Annotated in this window: 17 protein-coding genes; 9 read left to right on the top strand and 8 right to left on the bottom strand. The window is 60.8% G+C overall.

The window, feature by feature from the left end; genetic code table 11:
- The coding region (locus tag AC1DIS_RS28055; RefSeq protein ID WP_477781225.1) for a DMT family transporter at positions 1-467 on the top strand (467 nt) is incomplete at its 5' end.
- A gap of 246 nt (positions 468-713) precedes the next feature.
- Entirely contained in the window at positions 714-1790 is a 1077-nt protein-coding gene (hppD, locus tag AC1DIS_RS28050; protein ID WP_007935668.1) for a 4-hydroxyphenylpyruvate dioxygenase, read from the top strand.
- 67 nt (positions 1791-1857) lie between these two features.
- Here the strand turns inward: hppD and rarD are convergent, their stop codons facing one another.
- From rarD to AC1DIS_RS28035, 3 genes are all read right to left on the bottom strand, one after another.
- The gene (gene rarD / locus AC1DIS_RS28045) at positions 1858-2745 is read right to left on the bottom strand and encodes an EamA family transporter RarD (RefSeq protein ID WP_064617711.1); all 888 of its coding nucleotides are present in this window, start codon (positions 2743-2745) and stop codon (positions 1858-1860) included.
- Positions 2746-2940: 195 nt separating this feature from the next.
- Entirely contained in the window at positions 2941-3954 is a 1014-nt protein-coding gene (locus AC1DIS_RS28040; RefSeq protein ID WP_192350439.1) for an aldo/keto reductase, read from the bottom strand.
- 68 nt (positions 3955-4022) lie between these two features.
- Complete coding sequence (locus tag AC1DIS_RS28035) at positions 4023-4922, bottom strand: LysR family transcriptional regulator (RefSeq protein WP_018929083.1); 900 nt, start codon at positions 4920-4922, stop codon at positions 4023-4025.
- Between the two features lie 100 nt (positions 4923-5022).
- Between AC1DIS_RS28035 and AC1DIS_RS28030 the strand changes: the two genes are divergently transcribed.
- The 3 genes from AC1DIS_RS28030 (at position 5023) to AC1DIS_RS28020 (ending at position 6816) form a co-directional block, all read left to right on the top strand.
- Positions 5023-5739, top strand: coding sequence for an SDR family oxidoreductase (locus AC1DIS_RS28030; RefSeq protein ID WP_477743145.1), 717 nt, complete (start codon positions 5023-5025; stop codon positions 5737-5739).
- A complete protein-coding gene (locus AC1DIS_RS28025; RefSeq protein ID WP_477743144.1) occupies positions 5736-6110 on the top strand; it encodes a VOC family protein in 375 nt (124 codons plus the stop codon). Before AC1DIS_RS28030 ends, AC1DIS_RS28025 begins: the two co-directional genes overlap by 4 nt.
- 346 nt (positions 6111-6456) lie before the next feature.
- Positions 6457-6816: a DUF6124 family protein gene (locus tag AC1DIS_RS28020; protein ID WP_192350445.1), complete on the top strand. Its 360-nt coding sequence runs from the start codon at positions 6457-6459 to the stop codon at positions 6814-6816.
- 227 nt (positions 6817-7043) lie between these two features.
- Here the strand turns inward: AC1DIS_RS28020 and AC1DIS_RS28015 are convergent, their stop codons facing one another.
- Positions 7044-8354: an MFS transporter gene (locus tag AC1DIS_RS28015; RefSeq protein WP_477745485.1), complete on the bottom strand. Its 1311-nt coding sequence runs from the start codon at positions 8352-8354 to the stop codon at positions 7044-7046.
- A gap of 169 nt (positions 8355-8523) precedes the next feature.
- On the opposite strand from AC1DIS_RS28015, the gene AC1DIS_RS28010 reads away from it, so the two are divergent.
- The 4 genes from AC1DIS_RS28010 to AC1DIS_RS27995 all read left to right on the top strand — a co-directional run bounded on the left by AC1DIS_RS28010 (position 8524) and on the right by AC1DIS_RS27995 (position 14276).
- On the top strand, positions 8524-9654 hold the full coding sequence (locus AC1DIS_RS28010; RefSeq protein ID WP_477743142.1) for a sugar diacid recognition domain-containing protein: 1131 nt from the start codon (positions 8524-8526) through the stop codon (positions 9652-9654).
- Between the two features lie 266 nt (positions 9655-9920).
- On the top strand, positions 9921-11063 hold the full coding sequence (locus AC1DIS_RS28005) for a glycerate kinase (RefSeq protein WP_477743141.1): 1143 nt from the start codon (positions 9921-9923) through the stop codon (positions 11061-11063).
- 359 nt (positions 11064-11422) lie between these two features.
- The gene (locus AC1DIS_RS28000; RefSeq protein ID WP_477781224.1) at positions 11423-13048 is read left to right on the top strand and encodes a methyl-accepting chemotaxis protein; all 1626 of its coding nucleotides are present in this window, start codon (positions 11423-11425) and stop codon (positions 13046-13048) included.
- Positions 13049-13088: 40 nt separating this feature from the next.
- Entirely contained in the window at positions 13089-14276 is a 1188-nt protein-coding gene (locus tag AC1DIS_RS27995) for a pyridoxal phosphate-dependent aminotransferase (RefSeq protein ID WP_477781223.1), read from the top strand.
- Between the two features lie 50 nt (positions 14277-14326).
- On the opposite strand, the gene AC1DIS_RS27990 is transcribed toward AC1DIS_RS27995, so the two are convergent.
- From AC1DIS_RS27990 to AC1DIS_RS27975, 4 genes are read right to left on the bottom strand one after another with little or no spacing between them, the layout of a single operon-like run.
- On the bottom strand, positions 14327-15304 hold the full coding sequence (locus tag AC1DIS_RS27990) for a 2-hydroxyacid dehydrogenase (RefSeq protein WP_477743139.1): 978 nt from the start codon (positions 15302-15304) through the stop codon (positions 14327-14329).
- A gap of 12 nt (positions 15305-15316) precedes the next feature.
- Positions 15317-16615: an MFS transporter gene (locus tag AC1DIS_RS27985; RefSeq protein ID WP_192350449.1), complete on the bottom strand. Its 1299-nt coding sequence runs from the start codon at positions 16613-16615 to the stop codon at positions 15317-15319.
- A gap of 52 nt (positions 16616-16667) precedes the next feature.
- Complete coding sequence (locus AC1DIS_RS27980; protein WP_477743138.1) at positions 16668-17708, bottom strand: sugar kinase; 1041 nt, start codon at positions 17706-17708, stop codon at positions 16668-16670.
- Positions 17701-18483 (bottom strand): sugar phosphate isomerase/epimerase family protein, encoded by a 783-nt coding sequence (locus AC1DIS_RS27975; RefSeq protein ID WP_477745486.1) that lies wholly within the window; start codon positions 18481-18483, stop codon positions 17701-17703. The genes AC1DIS_RS27980 and AC1DIS_RS27975 overlap by 8 nt, the downstream gene beginning before the upstream one ends.
- Positions 18484-18610 lie beyond the last annotated feature (127 nt).

Below are 18610 nucleotides of genomic sequence, written 5' to 3'. Positions count from 1 at the left end.
CCGATGCCTGGATCGGCGATCTGTTGATCTTCGGCTGCGTGCTCGGCTGGGGCATTTATTCGCTGTTCTCCAAAGGCCTGAATCAAACACTGGGGCCGGTGCAGACGGTGACGTACTCGATTTGGCTCGGCACGCTGATGCTCTGGGTGACCAGCGCCGTGCGGGGCGAGTTGAGTGTCGCGGCGCTCACCGGGCTCGGCGCGCAACAATGGTTGAGCCTGATGTACCTGGGCGTGCTGGGTTCGGCATTGGCCTACATTGGTTATTACGACGGCATCCGCAAAATCGGCGCGACGCGCTCGGGCGTGTTCATCGCCTTGAACCCGTTGACTGCTGTTCTTCTCGGCGCGTTGTTGCTGGGCGAACAGCTGACACTGGCGATGTGCCTGGGCGGCGGGCTGATCCTGGCGGGGATTTTCCTGTGCAACAAACCGCTTGCGCAGGCCACGAAAAAGGGGATTGTATAAGAAGGCGGACAAACTGATTTACGCTGTGTAGAATCCGGTTACGCATATAAGAATAATCGTCTTCTGGCAGCAGAAGCCTCGCCCGCAAGAGCCTTGGGTCGACAATGAAGATATTTGGGTTCCAATTGATCTACGGTGACTTCCTCGCCCGCAGCGTGAGGGGCATCTCCTGCGCGCCACCCGCCGGTCTCAGCATTGCTAGCAACTAACGATCCGTTAATTCTAAAAGCATGATGAGGCGCCAAAATGGCAGATTTATACGAAAACCCAATGGGCCTGATGGGCTTTGAGTTCATCGAATTCGCATCGCCGACCCCGAACACCCTGGAGCCGATCTTCGAGATCATGGGCTTCACCAAGGTCGCGACCCACCGCTCCAAAGACGTGCACCTATATCGCCAGGGCTCGATCAACCTGATCCTCAACAACGAACCCCACAGCGTGGCCTCGTACTTCGCGGCCGAGCACGGCCCGTCGGTGTGCGGCATGGCGTTCCGGGTCAAGGATTCGCAAAAGGCCTACAAGCGTGCCCTGGAACTCGGCGCCCAGCCGATCCACATCGAAACCGGTCCGATGGAATTGCACCTGCCGGCGATCAAAGGCATCGGCGGCGCGCCGCTGTACCTGATCGACCGTTTCGGTGAAGGCAGCTCGATCTACGACATCGACTTCGTATTCATCGAAGGTGTGGACCGCAACCCGGTCGGCGCCGGCCTGAAAATCATCGACCACCTGACCCACAACGTGTATCGCGGTCGCATGGCCTACTGGGCCAACTTCTACGAGAAGCTGTTCAACTTCCGCGAAATCCGTTACTTCGACATCAAAGGCGAGTACACCGGCCTGACATCCAAGGCGATGACCGCGCCGGACGGCATGATCCGCATCCCGCTGAACGAAGAGTCGTCCAAGGGCGCCGGGCAGATCGAAGAGTTCCTGATGCAGTTCAACGGCGAGGGCATCCAGCACGTGGCGTTCCTCACCGATAACCTGATCGATACTTGGGACCGCCTGAAGAAAATCGGCATGCGCTTCATGACGCCGCCGCCGGACACCTACTACGAAATGCTCGAAGGCCGTTTGCCGAACCACGGCGAGCCGGTTGATCAACTGCAAGCACGGGGCATCTTGCTGGACGGTTCGTCCGAGCCTGGCGACAAGCGCCTGCTGCTGCAGATTTTCTCGGAAACCCTGATGGGGCCGGTGTTCTTCGAGTTCATCCAGCGTAAAGGCGACGATGGTTTCGGCGAAGGCAACTTCAAGGCTCTGTTCGAATCCATCGAGCGCGATCAGGTTCGTCGCGGTGTGCTTTCCACTGATTAAGCCGTTCCTGATGTGAAAAAGCCCGGTCAGCAGCAATGCTGGCCGGGCTTTTTTTTGAATCATGCAATTACATTGGCCGGCGTCGTTGCCGGACCAGATGCTTGAACCCTTCAAACACCAACGCCGCCACCGCCAGCCAGATCGGAATATAAGTCAGCCATTCGCCGGCCTTGATGCTTTCCCCCAACAGCAACGCAACGCCCAGCAACAGCACGGGCTCGACGTAACTCAACAACCCGAACAGGCTGAACGGCAGCAGCCGGCTGGCAATGATGTAGACCACCAGCGCCGAAGCGCTGATCACCCCGAGCAGCGGAATCAACAGCGACAGCCACGGATGTTGATCGAACACGCCAAACCCTTGTTCACCTCCCTGCACGAACCAGAACGCCACCGGCAGCATCAACGCCATGTCCAGCCAGAGCCCGCCAAGGTTGTCCGTGGCCAGGCGTTTGCGCAGGATGAAATAGATCGGATAGCCGATCACCACCAGCAACGTCGCCCAGGAAAAACCGCCGACCTGATACAACTCGTTGAGCACGCCGAGGCTGGCGAAGAACACGGCTATTTTCTGCAGATAGGAAAGGCGCTCGCCATAGACGATTCGCCCGGTCAGGACCATGGACAGCGGCAACAGGAAGTACCCCAGCGACACGTCAAGGCTATAGCCGTTGAGTGGCGCCCACATGAACAACCAGAGTTGCAGGCCCAGCAGCACTGCCGAGCCGATCAGGGCGATGAGCAACTTCGGCTTGGCGGCCAGCCGCCGAAGAATCTCGAGCACACGTTTCCATTCGCCGGACACCACCATGAACACGGTCATGCATGGTGCGGTCAGCAACATCCGCCAACCGAAAATCTCCACGCCACTCAAGGGGGAGAGCAGTGAGGTGTAGTAATACATGACGGCAAACAGCATCGAGGCTGTGACCGATAGAGCGATACCTTTAGACAAACTGTCCTCGCGGGTTGAAGGTCAAACGGGGCGCGCAGGATACGTGGTTTTTGTGCTGAATATTGGCCAAGTGATCGATATTTTCAACATCGCGAGGGATGTTGCAGGCAAGCCTGCTCCCACAAGTAACTTCGTCGAAGCATAGTCAGCAGATCGACACAGAACCTGTGAGAGCGAGCTTGCCCTTGATAAATCTCAAGCCGAACGCGGTTTGCGTCCCGGCACAAAATGGCTCACATCATTGAACCCCGGTGTCGACGCATGCCCCGGTGTCACCAGCGAATCGATAAAGGCTTCATCTTCCGCCGTGATTTTCACCGCTTGCGCCTTGATGTACCCATCCCACTGTTCTTCGGTGCGCGGGCCGACGATGGCCGAGGTGACGGCGCTGTTGTTCAGCACCCAAGCGATGGCGAACTCGACGATGCCCACGCCACGGTCCCGGGTGTATTGCTGGATCTGCTGGGCAATGCGCAAAGACTCAACCCGCCATTCGGTTTCCAGGATGCGTTTGTCCTGGCGACCGGCGCGGCTGTTGGCGTCCGGTGTCACATCCGGCGCGTACTTGCCGCTGAGCACACCGCGCGCCAGCGGACTGTAAGGCACCACGCCGAGGCCATAGTTTTGCGCGGCGGTGATCTGCTCGGTTTCCGCCTGACGGTTGACGATGTTGTACAGCGGCTGGCTGATCACCGGCCTGTCGACACCGAGTTTGTCGGCCAAACGAATCACTTCGGCGATGCGCCAGCCGCGATAGTTCGACAGGCCCCAGTAGCGGATCTTGCCCTGACGAATCAGATCGCCGATGGCCGACACCGTGACTTCCAGCGGCGTGTTGTGGTCTTCGCGGTGCAGGTAATAGATGTCCAGATAATCGGTGCCCAACCGCGTCAGGCTGGCGTCGATGCCATTGAACAGGTGCTTGCGGCTCAAACCGCTGCGGTTCGGCACACCGTCCACCGGACCGAAGCCGACCTTGGTGGCGAGCACCCATTCGTGGCGGTGGCTGGCGATCGCTTCGCCGACGATCTCTTCGGAGCGGCCGTTGGTGTACACGTCCGCGGTGTCGATGAAGTTGATGCCCTGGTCCCAGGCCTTGCCGATGATCCGCAGGGAATCTTCGGTGCTGGTCTGTTCGCCGAACATCATGGTGCCCAATGTGAGGGTCGACACCTGTAAACCCGAATGACCCAGCGTGCGATAGCTCATGACGAAATCCTTTTACCGGTCAGAAAGCCCTAATCAAATACCAGAACCGCTGCGCGGAGCAATCTGAATTATCGACGCAGTGCCTCACAACGCTCCTGCAAGAACGTTTGCAACACCTTGACCCGCTCCGAAACCTGCACCCGATGCGGGCAGAGCAAATTGAATGGCACGCTTTCGCCTTGCCAGTCATCGAACAGCGTCACCAGCCGCCCGGCCTGCACATCGGCGGCGACGTCGAGCCAGGCCTTGTAGGCGATGCCATGCCCGGCCAAGGCCCAGCGGCGGGCAACTTCGCCGTCGTCGCTCAGATAGTCGCCATGCACATCAACCTCCAGCACCTCATCGCCACGGCTGAAACGCCAATGGTTGTAGGGTCGGCCATTGCGCAGGTAGAGAAGGGCGCTGTGTTCGCCCAGTTCCTCGGGATGCTGCGGCGTGCCACGGCGGGTCAGGTACTCGGGGCTGGCACAGGCCACGCGCCGATGCTGCGGCAGAATAGGTAGCGCCACCAGCGTCGAGTCACTCGGCACACCGAAGCGCAGGGCCACATCGACCGTCTCGCGGAACAGGTCGGCATGTCGATCGTTGAGCAATAGTTGCAATTGAATGTTGGGGTGTTGGCGCTTGAAATCATCTAGCCACGGTAACAGCACATTGCGCCCGAAGTCCGACGGCGCCGCCAATTGCAGTACACCACTCAAGCCTTGGGTCTGTTGCTTTAACGCCTGCTCACCTTCGGCCAGCGCGGCCAGTGCCAGGCGCACGCTATCCAGATAGCGCCGGCCTTCTTCGGTCAGGCGCATGCTTCGTGTGGAACGGGCCAGCAAGCGGATGCCGAGGCGGGTTTCCAGGCGTTTGAGGGCGATGCTGGCCGCCGCCGGGGTCAGCTCCAGGGCGCGGGCGGCGGCGGAAATGCTGCCGGAGTCGGCGGTGCGAACGAAAATCTCCAGGTCGAGAATCGAGCTCATTGGTAAAAATCCTTTAAAGATCCTTCTGATTTACCGGGATTTTTCTTCGATTGGCAACCGGAGAAGATTGAATCTCCCTAACCCGACCGGAGATCGGCTCATGACACAACTCAACGCTTCCTTGCACAATCAGACCGTCGTGGTGATCGGTGGCCGYAGCGGAATAGGCGCCGCCGTCGTCCGGGCCGCAGCCGAGCGTGAAGCCCGTGTGGTGGCGGTGAGTCGCCGCCAGCCAGCGGCTGACCTTGATGCAAACATCCGACACGAAGCGGCGGACGTCACTGATGAAGCGTCGTTGCGACAGCTGTTCGAGCGTATCGGCTTTTTCGATCATCTGGTGATCACGGCCGGTCCGGCTGTGAGTGCCAAACCGCTGGTCGACAGCGATTTGCAGCACGCCCAACAGGCCTTCGACGTCAAATTCTGGGGCACGCTGCGGGCGATCCAGGTCGCGCTGCCATACCTGAGCGCACGTGGCAGCATCACGCTGACCTCGGGTCTGTTGTCGCGCAAATTTGTCGCCGGGCAGTTCATCAAAACCACCTTGAATGCGGCGCTGGAGGCATTGGGCAAGCAACTGGCCAAGGAACTGGCACCGCGCCGGGTCAACGTCATAAGTCCCGGTGTCACCGACACCGAGGCTTACGCCGGAATGGACGAAACGCAACGCGCCGCGATGTTTGCCCGTACCGCCGCCGCATTGCCGGTGGGCCGGGTCGGCACCCCACAAGATCTGGCGGCAGCGTTTATTCTGGCGATGGAAAACGACTTTATCAGCGGCACCGTCATCGACGTCGACGGAGGAGGGTTGCTATGAGTTGGCACTTTGATCATCTGGCCTTCAACACCCCCGACGGGCAACCGTTGCAGGAGGCCTTCGGTTCGTTGTTGGGATTGGCGCCGGGACGCCGCCCGCCATTCCCGTTCCCCGGACGCTGGTTGTATCAGGATGCGCAGGCGCTGGTGCATGTAATCGAACAGCCGACGTTCGATGAGACGGCGTTGAGCCACATTGCCTTTCGCACCGATGAGGACGCCGCCACGGTGTTGCAGCGGGTGCAGGCCAGTGGTTTGCCGTATCAGGTAGCGCAGGTGCCGGAGGACGGGATCTGGCAGATTTTCGTGCAGATGCCGGGTGGTTTGGTGATTGAGCTGGATGCCAAGGCGGGGAGTCTGGTGGGCGTTTAAGGACGATGTTTAAAAGACATTTCCAGATACTCACTAAGGCTACATATTCTTGCGCCGCTGCCTACGACTGCGCCAGAATCCGCCGGCTAGTGCATCTTTGGCCTGGGCTATATCGTTTCTCTGTCGCTGAAAAACAGCGATCGGGTTTGGTAGCCCGGGATTGTTGTTAGGTGCACAGCTCCACCTTTTTGCAGAGTTTCTCGTCTCTGTTTTATGGTGGCCATGCGCAGGGCGTCTTCGGACGCGCCGGTTTCCTAACGCCCGGTCTACCAACCTGAGCATGGCCGCCACCCATCGTTTGGTAGCGAGGGTGATGGCTCCTTCTGTCCTGTTAGGAGTTTCATCTATGTTCAAACCAACGCCAAATCCACCAGAAGTGGACGACGTTTCCCCCTACGAAACCCCCGATTCCAAAAAACTCAACGAAGCCGCCGAGCGCGCCCTCGACCATTACCTCAAACCACCCACCCCCAAAGCCACCAAGCGCAAACCCAGCACCATTTACCATGTCGGTGAAAAGGTCGATAACGAAACCCTGCTGGTCAACGCCTGCGAATCCCTGGCGTCAGCGAGCATGATGCTCACTGAATTCGCCGGATTGATGGACATGCCCCATCGCAACATGATGCTGGGGATTCAATCGGTGGTCATGCTTGGGGAGCTGGCTGTCAACCGAGTGCTGGATAACCTCGATCCTCAGAACTGATTGATCCATTGTGGCGAGGGGGGGCTTGTTGTGGCGAGGGGGCTTGCCCCCGTTCGGCTGCGCAGCAGTCGCAAAGCCTGGGCATGCGGTATGTCTGAAAAACCGCGATCACCGGGATTGGGGTCGCTTCGCAACCCAGCGGGAGCAAGCTCCCTCGCCACAGAAGCAATTGCGAATGCATGGAATGAGAAACGGCCCGGGAGGGCCGTTTTTGTTTTCACTGAACCTTAAACCCGCAACGTCCGGGTCATGCGCAATGCCAGCAAGCTCCCGCAAACAATCACACCCGCCAGCAGGTACAACGCCGCATCGGTCGACCCGGTGCTGTCTTTGACCCAACCCACCAGATACGGGCTAAGGAAACCCGCCATCTGCCCCATGGAGTTGATCAGCGCCAAGCCACCGGCCGCCGCACCGGCGCTGAGCATCGCCGTCGGCACCGGCCAGAACATCGGCAAGCCGGTGAGGGCGCCCATGGTGGCGAGGGTCAGGCCGAGAATCGCAAGAGCTGGCGTGGTCGCGAAGTTCACCGCAATCAACAGCCCCACCGCACCCATCAGCATCGGCACCACCAGGTGCCAGCGACGTTCTTTGCGCAGGTCCGCCGAGCGACCGACCATCAACATGAACACCGCCGCCAGCAAGTACGGAATCGCGCTCAACCAGCCAATCACCAGGTTGTCGCTGAAACCCAGGTTCTTGATGATCGACGGCAGCCAGAAGTTAATCGCGTAAACACCGCTCTGGATGCAGAAGTAGATCAATCCGAACGCCCAGATCGCCGGGTTCTTGAACACTGCCCGCAAGGAGTCGGTGGTGGTTTTCGGTTTGCTGGCCAGGTCTTCGGCGTGGTCGGCTTCAAGCACCGAACGCTCGTACGGGGTCAGCCACTTGGCGTTGGCGTAACTGTCGCTGAGCAGGAAATAGGCGAGGGCGCCGAGGATCACGGTCGGGATGCCTTGCAGCAGGAACATCCACTGCCAGCCGGCCAAATCGGCCTGGCCTGCGCCGAAGTGGTTGAGGATCCAGCCGGAAAACGGGCTGCCCAGCAGGCCCGACACCGGGATCGCCGACATGAACAGCGCCATGATGCGGCCACGGCGGAACGTCGGGAACCACTGCGAAAGGTAAAGCACCACGCCCGGGAAGAACCCGGCTTCGGCGGCACCGGTGAACAGGCGCAGGGTGTAGAACTCGGTGGGTGTAGTGACGAACAGCAGACACGTCGAGAGCGCGCCCCACGTCATCATCATCAACGCGATCCAGCGGCGCGGGCCGAATTTGGTCAGGGCCAGGTTGCTCGGTACACCGCACAGTACGTAGCCGATAAAGAAGATCCCGGCACCGAGGCCGTACACGGTTTCGCTGAATTTCAGCGCGTCGAGCATCTGCAGTTTGGCAAACCCGACGTTCACCCGGTCGAGGTAGTTGAACAGGTAGCAGATGAAGATGAAGGGGATCAAACGCAAGGTAATGCGTTTGTAGACGGCGTTCTTGTCGTCAGCGTTGGCCAGGGTAGCGGTGGCGCTCTGTGACATGGCGGGCTCTCTCTTTATTATGATTTTTTGCGACGCAAGGGTAACGTTGATCGCCCGGTGAGTCTCGGCCACCCCTTGGGTGGTTGTCTTTGTGCCTGAGCACAGGGTTTGCGACCCTGGCCTGTGCGGCTGAACAAGCCGCCCCATCACGCTTTCAAGGATCCCCGCTATGTTTGAACTCGATCACGACCTGGCCCAGGACATCGTCGACCGGGCGATGGCCATCCTGCCGTACAACGTCAATGTCATGGACAGTCAGGGGCTGATTCTTGGCAGCGGCGAGCCGGAGCGCATCAACACCCGTCACGAAGGCGCGCAACTGGTGCTGGCCAACGGGCGCGTGGTGGAGATCGACGCGCAAACGGCGATTCATCTCAAAGGCGTGCAGCCGGGCATTAATCTGCCGCTGTTGCTCGATCAGCGCTTGATCGGCGTGCTGGGCATTACTGGCGAACCGGAGCAATTGCGCACCTACGCCGAACTGGTGCGCATGACCGCCGAGATGCTGGTGGCCCAGCGCAATCAGCAGGCCGAGCAGCAATGGCGGCGCCAACGGTGCGACGATCTGCTGGCATTGCTGTTGAGCGAAGCAGGGGATTCGCCACGGTTGCTGGACGAAGCGCAGCAACTGGGGCTCAAGCCGCAATTGACGCGGGTGCCGTATCTGTTCGAGTTGGGCATCGAACACGGCCCGAGCCAGACTGTCGAAGCGCTCAGCGCCTGGTTGACGTCACGCTACCCGGACAGTTGGTGCGTGAGCTCGGCCAAATCTTCGCTGCTCTGGTGCCGCCCGGCGCTGCCTGCGGTCGATAACGAACGGCTGCTGGAAAAGCTCGATGGCCTGGGCTGGAACATTTTGCGCATCGCCGTGGGCGGGCAGGCCGACGGCTTGTCGGGGTTGCGTCGCTGCTATCGACGGGTCGGCGATTTGCTGGCCTACGGGCGCGATGTGTTGCCGCATTCTCGCTTGTTGATCCTGAACCGTTATCGGCTGCCGGTGATGCTCTGGCGGCACCGCGACGACGATGCGCTGGATGAACTGCTGCGGCCGCTGCGTAAAGTCATCGCCAAGGACGGTAACGGGCAATTGCTGGCCACCCTGCGCAGTTGGTGCGAACACGACGGCCAGAGCCAGGCCTGCGCCGATGCCCTGGGCATCCACCGCAACAGTTTGCGTTATCGCATGGAGCGGATCGCCGAACTCAGCGGCGTCGACCCGCTGAAGCTCGACGGAATGCTCGCACTGTACCTTGGCGTCCAGCTCCTGCCACAAACCGAGCTGCCGACCACCGCTCCGTAGCAGCTGCCGAGCCTGCGAGGCAGCGTTCGGCGACGCAGTCGTCGTAAATTCTATAAATACGGCTTACCTGACACACCGCGCCGCATGATTTCACGACGGCTTCGCCGCCGAACGCAGCCTCGCAGGCTCGGCAGCTGCTACGACGACCAGTGCGGACAAGGGTTTTGTGGAAATGAACAATAATCCACATGGCCGCTTGTGCAGCGGACCGGCGTTATTGTTCAGGCCTGCTGGCAGCATGGACGCATTGGAACTGGAGAATTCGCATGAAAATCGTCATTGCCCCCGATTCGTTCAAGGACAGCCTGAGTGCCCAAGGTGTGGCCGACGCCATCGCGTTGGGATTGGCGCAGGTCTGGCCAGACGCGCAATTGCTCAAGTGCCCGATGGCTGATGGTGGCGAAGGCACGGTCGAGTCGATTCTGGCCGCGTGCGACGGAGAACTGCGCCGCACCCGTGTTCGTGGGCCATTGGGCGCCACGGTCGATGCCGCCTGGGGCTGGTTGCCGCAGAGTCATACCGCGATCATCGAAATGGCCGAGGCCAGTGGCCTGCAACTGGTGCCGCTTGACCTGCGCGATGCCTGTACCAGCAGCACCTTCGGCACCGGCGAATTGATCCGCGCTGCGCTCGATGCCGGGGCGCACCGGGTGATTCTGGCGATTGGCGGCAGCGCCACCAATGACGGCGGCGCCGGGGCGATGCAGGCCTTGGGGGTGAAACTGCTGGATGCCCAGGGCCAAACCCTGGCGCCGGGTGGTCTGGCGCTGGCGCAACTGGCTCGTCTCGATTTGAGCGACATTGATCCGCGTCTGGCCGGCGTGCGTTTCGACATCGCCGCCGACGTCAATAATCCGCTGTGCGGCCCTCACGGTGCGTCAGCGATTTTCGGCCCGCAGAAAGGCGCGTCGCCCGAGCAAGTCCAGCAACTGGACCAGGCCCTCGGGCACTTTGCCGAGCTCTGCGCGCAAGCACTGGACAAGGACGTGCGCGATGAACCGGGCAGTGGCGCGGCGGGCGGTCTGGGGTTTGCCGCGAAGGCGTTTCTTGGCGCGCAATTCCAGGCCGGTGTGGAAGTGGTCGCCGAACTGGTGGGGCTGGCCGAGGCGGTCAACGGCGCCGACCTGGTGATCACCGGCGAAGGCCGTTTCGATGCCCAGACATTGCGCGGCAAAACCCCGTTTGGCGTGGCGCGCATTGCCCGGCAGCAGGGCGTGCCGGTCATCGTCATCGCCGGCACCTTGGGCGAGGGGTATCAGGCGCTGTACGAGCATGGCATCGATGCGGCTTTTGCATTGGCGAGCGGGCCGATGACCCTGGAACAGGCCTGCGCCGAGGCGCCGCGATTGCTGCGTGAGCGCGCCAGTGATATCGCGCGGGTTTGGCGAGTGGCCGCCCGCAAGGCCTGACACTGTCTTCAGTAAAAAGAAATCTCTGTGGCGAGGGAGCTTGCTCCCGCTCGGTTGCGCAGCAGCCGTAAATTTTTTGGGGCCGCTACGCAGCCCAGCGGGAGCAAGCTCCCTCGCCACAAAGGCTACTGCGCAAAGCCGACCTCCGCGCAACATCTGTTTCACCGCTGAAACACTCTGCCGCCCTTGAAAAATATTTCTCCAGACCCCTGCAAAAATCCTAAACCCCGGCCGATACAGCCAATAGGCGTACACAAACCAATTACAACAGTGGCGCCAAACTGAAAGGTGCGCGCCATCGCCCGCCCGCCAGTGATCATGGCAAGGATGCTCGCCGCCTCAATTACCGAGATCATCCTATGTCACTGCGTAATCTGAAAATCGCGCCTCGAGCTTTCCTCGGTTTCGCTTTCATCGCCTTGCTGGTCATCGTGCTGGGTGTGTTTGCGGCGAATCGCATGTCGATCATCCGACAGGCCTCTGTGGATATGGAAAGCAATCAGCTGCCCAGCGTCGGCTTCCTGGGTGTCATGACCGAAAACGTGCTGCGTCTGCGAATTCTCTCGTTCCGGGTTCTGGTGAACCGTGAGCCCGCGAGCCTGCAAGAAGCAGAAACCCGGATCGGGGTACTGGTGGACAAGGTCAAGCAGGCACAGGCTGCTTATGGGGCATTGCCGGCCGGCGATGAGGAAGCGGCGTTATTCAAGACATTCTCGGCCACGCTGGACAAATACCTGCAAGCGGTGCGCGAGATGATGGAGCTTTCGCGGCAGAACAAACTGGATGAAATGCTCAACCTGATCAACACCCGGATCAAGGATGGAACCGATCAGATGGGCGAGCAGTTGAACAAGTTGATTGCCATCAACAAGGCTGGCGCGGCTGCGGCCGACGCCCAGGCCAAAGAGCAGTTTGCCTTTGCCACCAATGGCATCATCGTGGTCTCGGCGGTCGCTGCCCTGATGACCGTGCTGCTGGCCTGGCTGTTGACCCGCAGTATCGTCACGCCGCTGAACCGTGCGGTGATTGCGGCCGAAACCATTGCCAGCGGCAACCTGAGCAAGGTCATCGAAGTCGATGGCAACGACGAACCGGCGCGTTTACTCGGCGCCTTGGCCACCATGCAGACGAACCTGCGCAAGACCATCGAACAGATCGCCGGCTCCGCGACGCAACTGGGCGCCGCCGCCGAAGAACTCAGCACCGTGACCCAAGAAGCGTCCCGTGGCCTGCAACAACAGAACAACGAAATTGAACAKGCCGCCACCGCCGTCAACGAAATGACTGCCGCCGTGGAAGAAGTGGCACGCAACGCGGTATCGACGTCCGAAGCCTCGAACCAGTCGACCCAGGCCGCCCGTGAAGGTCGTGACCGGGTGGTGGAAACCGTCGACGCGATCCAGACCATGACCCACGACGTGCAAAACACTGCATTGATGATCGAGGGGCTGGCCACTCAGGGCCGAGACATTGGCAAAGTGCTGGACGTGATCCGCGCCATCGCCGAACAGACCAACCTGCTGGCCCTCAACGCCGCCATCGAAGCGGCCCGTGCCGGGGAAGCCGGGCGTGGCTTTGCGGTGGTTGCGGACGAGGTTCGGGCGCTGGCCCATCGCACTGCGCAATCGACCCAGGAAATCGAGAAAATGGTGGCCGGTATTCAGAACGGCACCGGTGAAGCGGTGTCGTCGATGCAGCAAAGCAATCAGCGCACCCAAAGCACCCTGGAAATGGCCCGTGCGGCAGGTGTCGCCCTGGAACAGATCACTTCATCGATTCAGCTGATCAATGAACGCAACCTGGTGATCGCCAGCGCCTCGGAAGAACAGGCCCAGGTGTCCCGTGAAGTCGACCGCAACCTGGTGAACATCCGCGACCTGGCCACCCAGTCGGCCGCCGGTGCCAACCAGACCAGCGCCGCCACCCATGAACTGTCACGACTGGCGGTAGATTTGAATGCAATGGTGGCGCGTTTCGTGATTTGAGATAGGGTTGAAACTGGAACTCGCGCGTTAGGAGAAGTACATGCGCTATTCAGCCTTGACCCAACGAATCGACGGTGATGGAGCGGCAGCCTGGAAGATTCACGATCGAGCGCTGGAATTGCGCGAGCAGGGCGTCGACGTGCTGCTGCTGTCGGTCGGCGACCCGGACTTCGATACGCCGCTGCCGGTCGTCCACGCGGCCATCGACAGCCTGCTGGCCGGCGACACCCATTACTCGGATGTACGCGGCACCCGTACATTGCGCAGCAGCATCGCCAGCCGTCATCAGCAGCGCTGCGGCCAGGAGGTGGACGCCGATCATGTGATCGTACTGCCCGGTGCGCAGTGCGCGGTGTATTCGGTTGCCCAGTGCCTGCTCGATCCGGGTGATGAAGTGATCATCGCCGAACCGATGTACGTCACTTATGAAGGCGTGTTCGGCGCCTGCGGGGCGAGCGTGGTGCCGGTGGCGGTGCGTCCGGAGAACGGCTTTCGGGTCGAGCCGGCGGATGTCGCGGCGCTGATCACCGCTAAAACCCGGGTCATTCTGCTCAACAGTCCGAACAATCCCTCCGGTGCCAGCCTTTCCTTGAAAAGCTGGCAGGAACTGGCGGCGCTGTGTGTGCAACATGACCTCTGGCTGATCAGCGATGAGGTCTATAGCGACCTGTTGTATGAGGGCGAGCACATCAGCCCGGCCAGCCTGCCGGGTATGGCCGAGCGCACCGCGACCCTCAACAGTTTGTCCAAATCCCATGCCATGACTGGCTGGCGGGTAGGCTGGATGATCGGCCCGAAACCACTGGCCGATCATGTGATGCATCTGTCGTTGTGCATGCTGTTCGGCATTCCGGATTTCGTTCAGAAAGCCGCGCAAGCGGCACTCGATAAGGATTTGCCGGAAGTGGCGCTGATGCGTGAGGAGTATCGCCAGCGACGCGATCTGGTGTGCGCGAGGTTGAGCCGTTGCCCCGGTATCCGGCCGATCAAGCCCGATGGCGGGATGTTTGTGATGCTCGATGTGCGCCAGACCGGGCTCGGCGCCCAGGATTTTGCCGAGCGGCTGCTGGAAGGTTATGGCGTGTCGGTGCTGGCCGGCGAAGCCTTCGGGCCGAGTGCGGCGGGGCACATACGCATCGGGCTGGTGGTGGACCAGGTGAAGCTGGCGGAAGCGTGTCGGCGGATTGCGTCCTGTGCGGCGGATTTGCTGCAGATGCGACGGGCCTGATCGAGCCATTTCATGATCGTTCCCACGCGAGCATGGGAACGATCAATCCCTTAACCCTTCCACGCTCCGGTATTCACCAGATTCACCGGCCGCTCACCCGCCAACGCCGCCAACAAATTTTCGACTGCACAAGTCGCCATCGCCTCCCGTGTCTCATGGGTCGCCGAGCCGATATGCGGCGTCGCCACCACATTGTTCAACTGCAACAACGGCGAGTCATGGCGCAGCGGTTCGCGCTCGAACACATCCAGCCCGGCAGCGCGAATCCGGTTCTGCTGCAACGCCTCGATCAACGCTGCTTCGTCCACCACCTTACCCCGTGAAATGTTGATGAAGATGCTCTGCGGGCGCATCAAGGCGAACTCCCTGGCGCCGATCAGCTTTTCGGTTTCAGCGGTCAGCGGCAAGGTCAGGCAAATGAAATCGGCCTGCTGCAACAACTCGGTCAGGCTGCGGTATTGCGCATTGAAGCGCTGCTCCACCGCCGGTTTCGGCGAATGGCTGTGATACACAACCGGCATGCCGAAACCGAAATGCCCACGCTGCGCCAACGCTTCGCCAATCCGCCCCATGCCGATGATGCCCAGCGTCTTGCCATGCACATCGCTGCCGAAATGCGCCGGGCCGATGTTGCGGTTCCACTGGCCGGCGCGAACCATGTTCGCCAGTTCCACCACGCGTCGGGCTGTGGCCAGGATCAGCGCGAAACCGGTGTCGGCGGTGGTCTCGGTCAACACATCGGGGGTGTTGCTGAGCAGGATCCGCCGTTCGGTCAGGTAGTCGATGTCGTAGTTGTCGACGCCGACGGACACACTGGCAATCGCTTCCAGGTTCGGTGCCAGGTCGAGCAACCCGGCATCGAGTTTCAGACTGGCGCCGAGCAACCCTTGGGCACGGGGCAGGGCCTGGCGCAGCTTGGCCAGGCCTTCGGCGTCGAGGCTGTCGATCAGCGTCACCTCAGTCTGCTCATGCAAGCGAGCCATCAGCAGCGGCGAGAGTTTCTTGTACAGCAAAACCTGCTTTTTCATATCAACATCCATTCAGGAATGAGCCGGCACCGGCCGGGGCGCGGCGGTTTTGGCCACGACCCGGTCACTGGCGCCGGGCTTGAGGAAAATCGTCAGCACCACCGACACCAGCAACGCGCCGCTCATCAGCAGATAAGACGCACCGGGCGATCCGGTGGAGCTGTTCAGGTAACCGACCAGATAAGAGCCGCCAAACGAACCGAGCGCACCCATGCTGTTGATCAACGCCATGGCACCACCGGCCACGTTGGCCGGGAGGATTTCCGGAACGATGGCGAAGAACGGTCCGTACGGGGCGTACATGCAGGCACCGGCAATCACCAGCAGGGTGTAGGACCACCAGAAATGCTCCGCGCCCAGCGCGTAGGAGCCGTAGAACGCAATCGAGGCGATCAGCAGCGGAGGCCAGACGAAGCGTTTGCGCTTCTGCAGTTTGTCCGAGCCCCAGGACACCAGCAGCATGCCGATCACTGCCGCCAGGTAGGGTAACGCCGACAGCCAGCCGGCTTCGATCATGTCCATTTGCGCGCCGGCCTTGAGGATTGATGGCAGCCACAGCACGAAACCGTAGACGCCGATGCTCCAGCAGAAGAACTGCAAGGCGAGGATGATGACTTTTGGCGAACGGAAGGCTTCGGCGTAGTTTTTCACTGCCTTGATGCCGACCTGTTCGGCGGCCAGGGCACTTTCCAGGTCCTGCTTTTCCTGGTCGTTGAGCCACTTGGCCTGGGCCGGACGGTCATCGGCCAGACGCCACCAGATAAACGCCCACAACACCGCCGGCAAGCCTTCGATGATGAACATCCAGCGCCAGTTGAAATGCTGGATCAGGTAGCCCGAGACCACCGACATCCAGAGCATGGTCACCGGGTTGCCGAGGATCAGGAAGGTGTTGGCGCGCGAGCGTTCGGCACGGGTGAACCAGTGGCACAGGTACACCAGCATCGCCGGCATCACCGCGGCTTCGACCACGCCGAGCATGAAACGAATGACGATCAGCCAGTAGGCGTTGGAGACGATCCCGGTCAAGGTCGCCAGGGCACCCCAGAGAATCAGGCTGACGAAAATCAGTTTCTTCACGCTGTGCTTCTGGGCGTAGATCGCGCCCGGGATCTGGAAGAAGAAATAGCCGAGGAAGAACAGTGCGCCGAGCAGGGAAGACAACCCCGGGGTGATCATCAGGTCCTTGGCCATCCCGGAGGCGGCGGCGAACCCGTAGTTGGCGCGGTCCAGATACGCCAGGCTGTAGGTGATGAACACGATGGGCATGATGTACCACCAGCGGCGGGTGGCCAGTGTTGCGGTTTTCATAGTGATGCTCCTGAGCTTGTTGTTTTTGTCGCAGCAGGTAACGGAGTCTGATTCAAATTTTTACGTTAATGGTGAGGGCCCCTTCGCGGGCAAGCCTCGCTCCTACGGGCGTACACCCCGAACCCTGTAGGAGCGAGGCTTGCCCGCGAACGGCGTCCTCAAATTCAGCATCCATCTCGGCTCGGGTGGGCAAGCCTTCCATATCCCCACGGCTCTGCACCGCGCGGCTGCCGATCCAGTTGGCACGTTGTACGGCATGGGCAACGCTGTGGTTTTCCAGCAGGGCGCTGATCAGGCCGACGGCAAACCCGTCACCGGCACCGACCGTATCGACCACGGTTGCCACGGGTACGCCTGCAACGAAACCTTCATCCTGATGCGTGCGGTAATACGCACCGTGCGGGCCAAGCTTGATCGCCACGGCTTCGGCGCCCTGGTCGAGGTAAAACGCCGCGATGTCGGCAGGGTCTTCGAAACCGGTCAGCAACCGTCCTTCGCTCAACCCCGGCAGCACCCAATGGGCGAGGGCGGCGAGGCGGTTGATCTCGCTGATCATCTGCTGTTCGCTGGCCCACAGGCTCGGCCGCAGGTTGGGGTCGAACGACACGCTGCACCCGGCTTCGCGCATGCGGGTCATCAGTTCGAAGGACATTGCCCGGGCCGACGCGGATAGCGCCGGAGGAATGCCGGTGGCATGCAAGTGCCGGGCGTTGAGCAGCGACGGGGAAATCGACTGCACCGACAAGTGACTGGCCGCCGAACCGCGACGGAAATATTCGACCACCGGATCGCTGCCGTCATCGGCGCGGGATTTGAGTTGAAACCCGGTGGGGTGGGCCGGGTCGATGTCGACGTGGCTGCAATCCAGGCCTTCTTTCTTCAGCGTATCGATGACGAAACGGCCGAGAGAATCGGCGCCCACCCGGCTCAGCCAGGCGACGTTAAAGCCCAATCGCGACAGGCCAATGGCGACGTTGCTGTCGGCCCCGGCAATGCGCTTGTGGAAGTGGCCGACGTCGGCCAGTTCACCGTTCTGCTCGGCAACGAACATCGCCATGGTTTCGCCGAACGACAGAATCTCGATCTCAGACATGCGCAGGCTCCAGGCGGGATTGGCCGAGGCGGGCAAGGGTAGCGACGTGGTCGGTGGTCAACCGCACCAGGTCATTGCCTTGCAGCGGATATTCCACCGCGCGCATCACGTTCTGGGGCATGTGCCGCAGCAATTGTTGCCACAGGTGCAAGTCACTGGCCGCCGGTGGTATCGCCACCAGTTTGCCGTCGACCCGACGCGCCACTGCTTTGCAGTGCACGTAGCCGACATGTCGACCGAGCAACCGCGCGGCGCTGGCAGCGGACTGGTCCTGCCATTGCCAGTTGCCGATATCGAAGGTCATTTTGATTGGCAACTGATGCTGCTCGACGTCTTCGAAGAAACGCTGGAACGGCTCGATGCGGCCGCCGTGCAAGGTCTGGTCGTTTTCCACCAGCAATTGCACCGGGCTCTGCTGCAACACATGCGCCAGTGTTTGCAGGTCGTTGTTGTCGGTGAAATAGCCCAGGGAGACTTTCAGCCATTGTGAGCCGAATGCCTCGGCGCGTTGCAGGGTCGAGAGCAGTTCCGGGTTGGGTGCCGATTGCCCGGCCAGCCACAACTCCAGCGGCGAGGAATACACGCTTTCCAGGCCCCGGGATTGCGTGGAGTCGGCCAATTGCGCGGGGTCTTCAAGGGTCAGCAGCTCTTCGCGCCATTCAATGTGCGTGGCACCGGCAGCGGCCAGCACTTCGACAAAACTACCCTGGCCACGTTGGCGCACAAGCTCGGCGCCGTAGCTGGACAGGCTGATGGAAACGGGTGGTTTGTTCATTGTTATCACCTCTGAAACCGGTTTCATTTTTGTTCAAAAAAAATATCAGTGAGTGATGTGTTGTTCTTTCGGGCCTCTTCGCGGGTGAGTGATGTGTTGTTCTTTCGGGCCTCTTCGCGGGCAAGCC

The sequence above is a fragment of the Pseudomonas sp. 05N433 genome (assembly GCF_056396925.1).
The sequence above is the reverse complement of the archived record's forward strand: the minus strand, read 5'-3'. Positions and strand labels throughout refer to the sequence as shown.

Excerpts from the sequence above, each read along its gene's own strand:
- AC1DIS_RS28020 (WP_192350445.1), top strand. The coding sequence starts at position 6,457 with ATGTTCAAACCAACGCCAAATCCACCAGAAGTGGACGACGTTTCCCCC.
- AC1DIS_RS28015 (WP_477745485.1), bottom strand. The coding sequence starts at position 8,354 with ATGTCACAGAGCGCCACCGCTACCCTGGCCAACGCTGACGACAAGAAC.
- AC1DIS_RS27975 (WP_477745486.1), bottom strand. The coding sequence starts at position 18,483 with ATGAACAAACCACCCGTTTCCATCAGCCTGTCCAGCTACGGCGCCGAG.
- AC1DIS_RS27985 (WP_192350449.1), bottom strand. The coding sequence starts at position 16,615 with ATGAAAACCGCAACACTGGCCACCCGCCGCTGGTGGTACATCATGCCC.
- AC1DIS_RS27995 (WP_477781223.1), top strand. The coding sequence starts at position 13,089 with ATGCGCTATTCAGCCTTGACCCAACGAATCGACGGTGATGGAGCGGCA.
- hppD (WP_007935668.1), top strand. The coding sequence starts at position 714 with ATGGCAGATTTATACGAAAACCCAATGGGCCTGATGGGCTTTGAGTTC.
- AC1DIS_RS28010 (WP_477743142.1), top strand. The coding sequence starts at position 8,524 with ATGTTTGAACTCGATCACGACCTGGCCCAGGACATCGTCGACCGGGCG.
- AC1DIS_RS28035 (WP_018929083.1), bottom strand. The coding sequence starts at position 4,922 with ATGAGCTCGATTCTCGACCTGGAGATTTTCGTTCGCACCGCCGACTCC.
- AC1DIS_RS28040 (WP_192350439.1), bottom strand. The coding sequence starts at position 3,954 with ATGAGCTATCGCACGCTGGGTCATTCGGGTTTACAGGTGTCGACCCTC.
- AC1DIS_RS28025 (WP_477743144.1), top strand. The coding sequence starts at position 5,736 with ATGAGTTGGCACTTTGATCATCTGGCCTTCAACACCCCCGACGGGCAA.
- AC1DIS_RS27990 (WP_477743139.1), bottom strand. The coding sequence starts at position 15,304 with ATGAAAAAGCAGGTTTTGCTGTACAAGAAACTCTCGCCGCTGCTGATG.
- AC1DIS_RS27980 (WP_477743138.1), bottom strand. The coding sequence starts at position 17,708 with ATGTCTGAGATCGAGATTCTGTCGTTCGGCGAAACCATGGCGATGTTC.
- AC1DIS_RS28005 (WP_477743141.1), top strand. The coding sequence starts at position 9,921 with ATGAAAATCGTCATTGCCCCCGATTCGTTCAAGGACAGCCTGAGTGCC.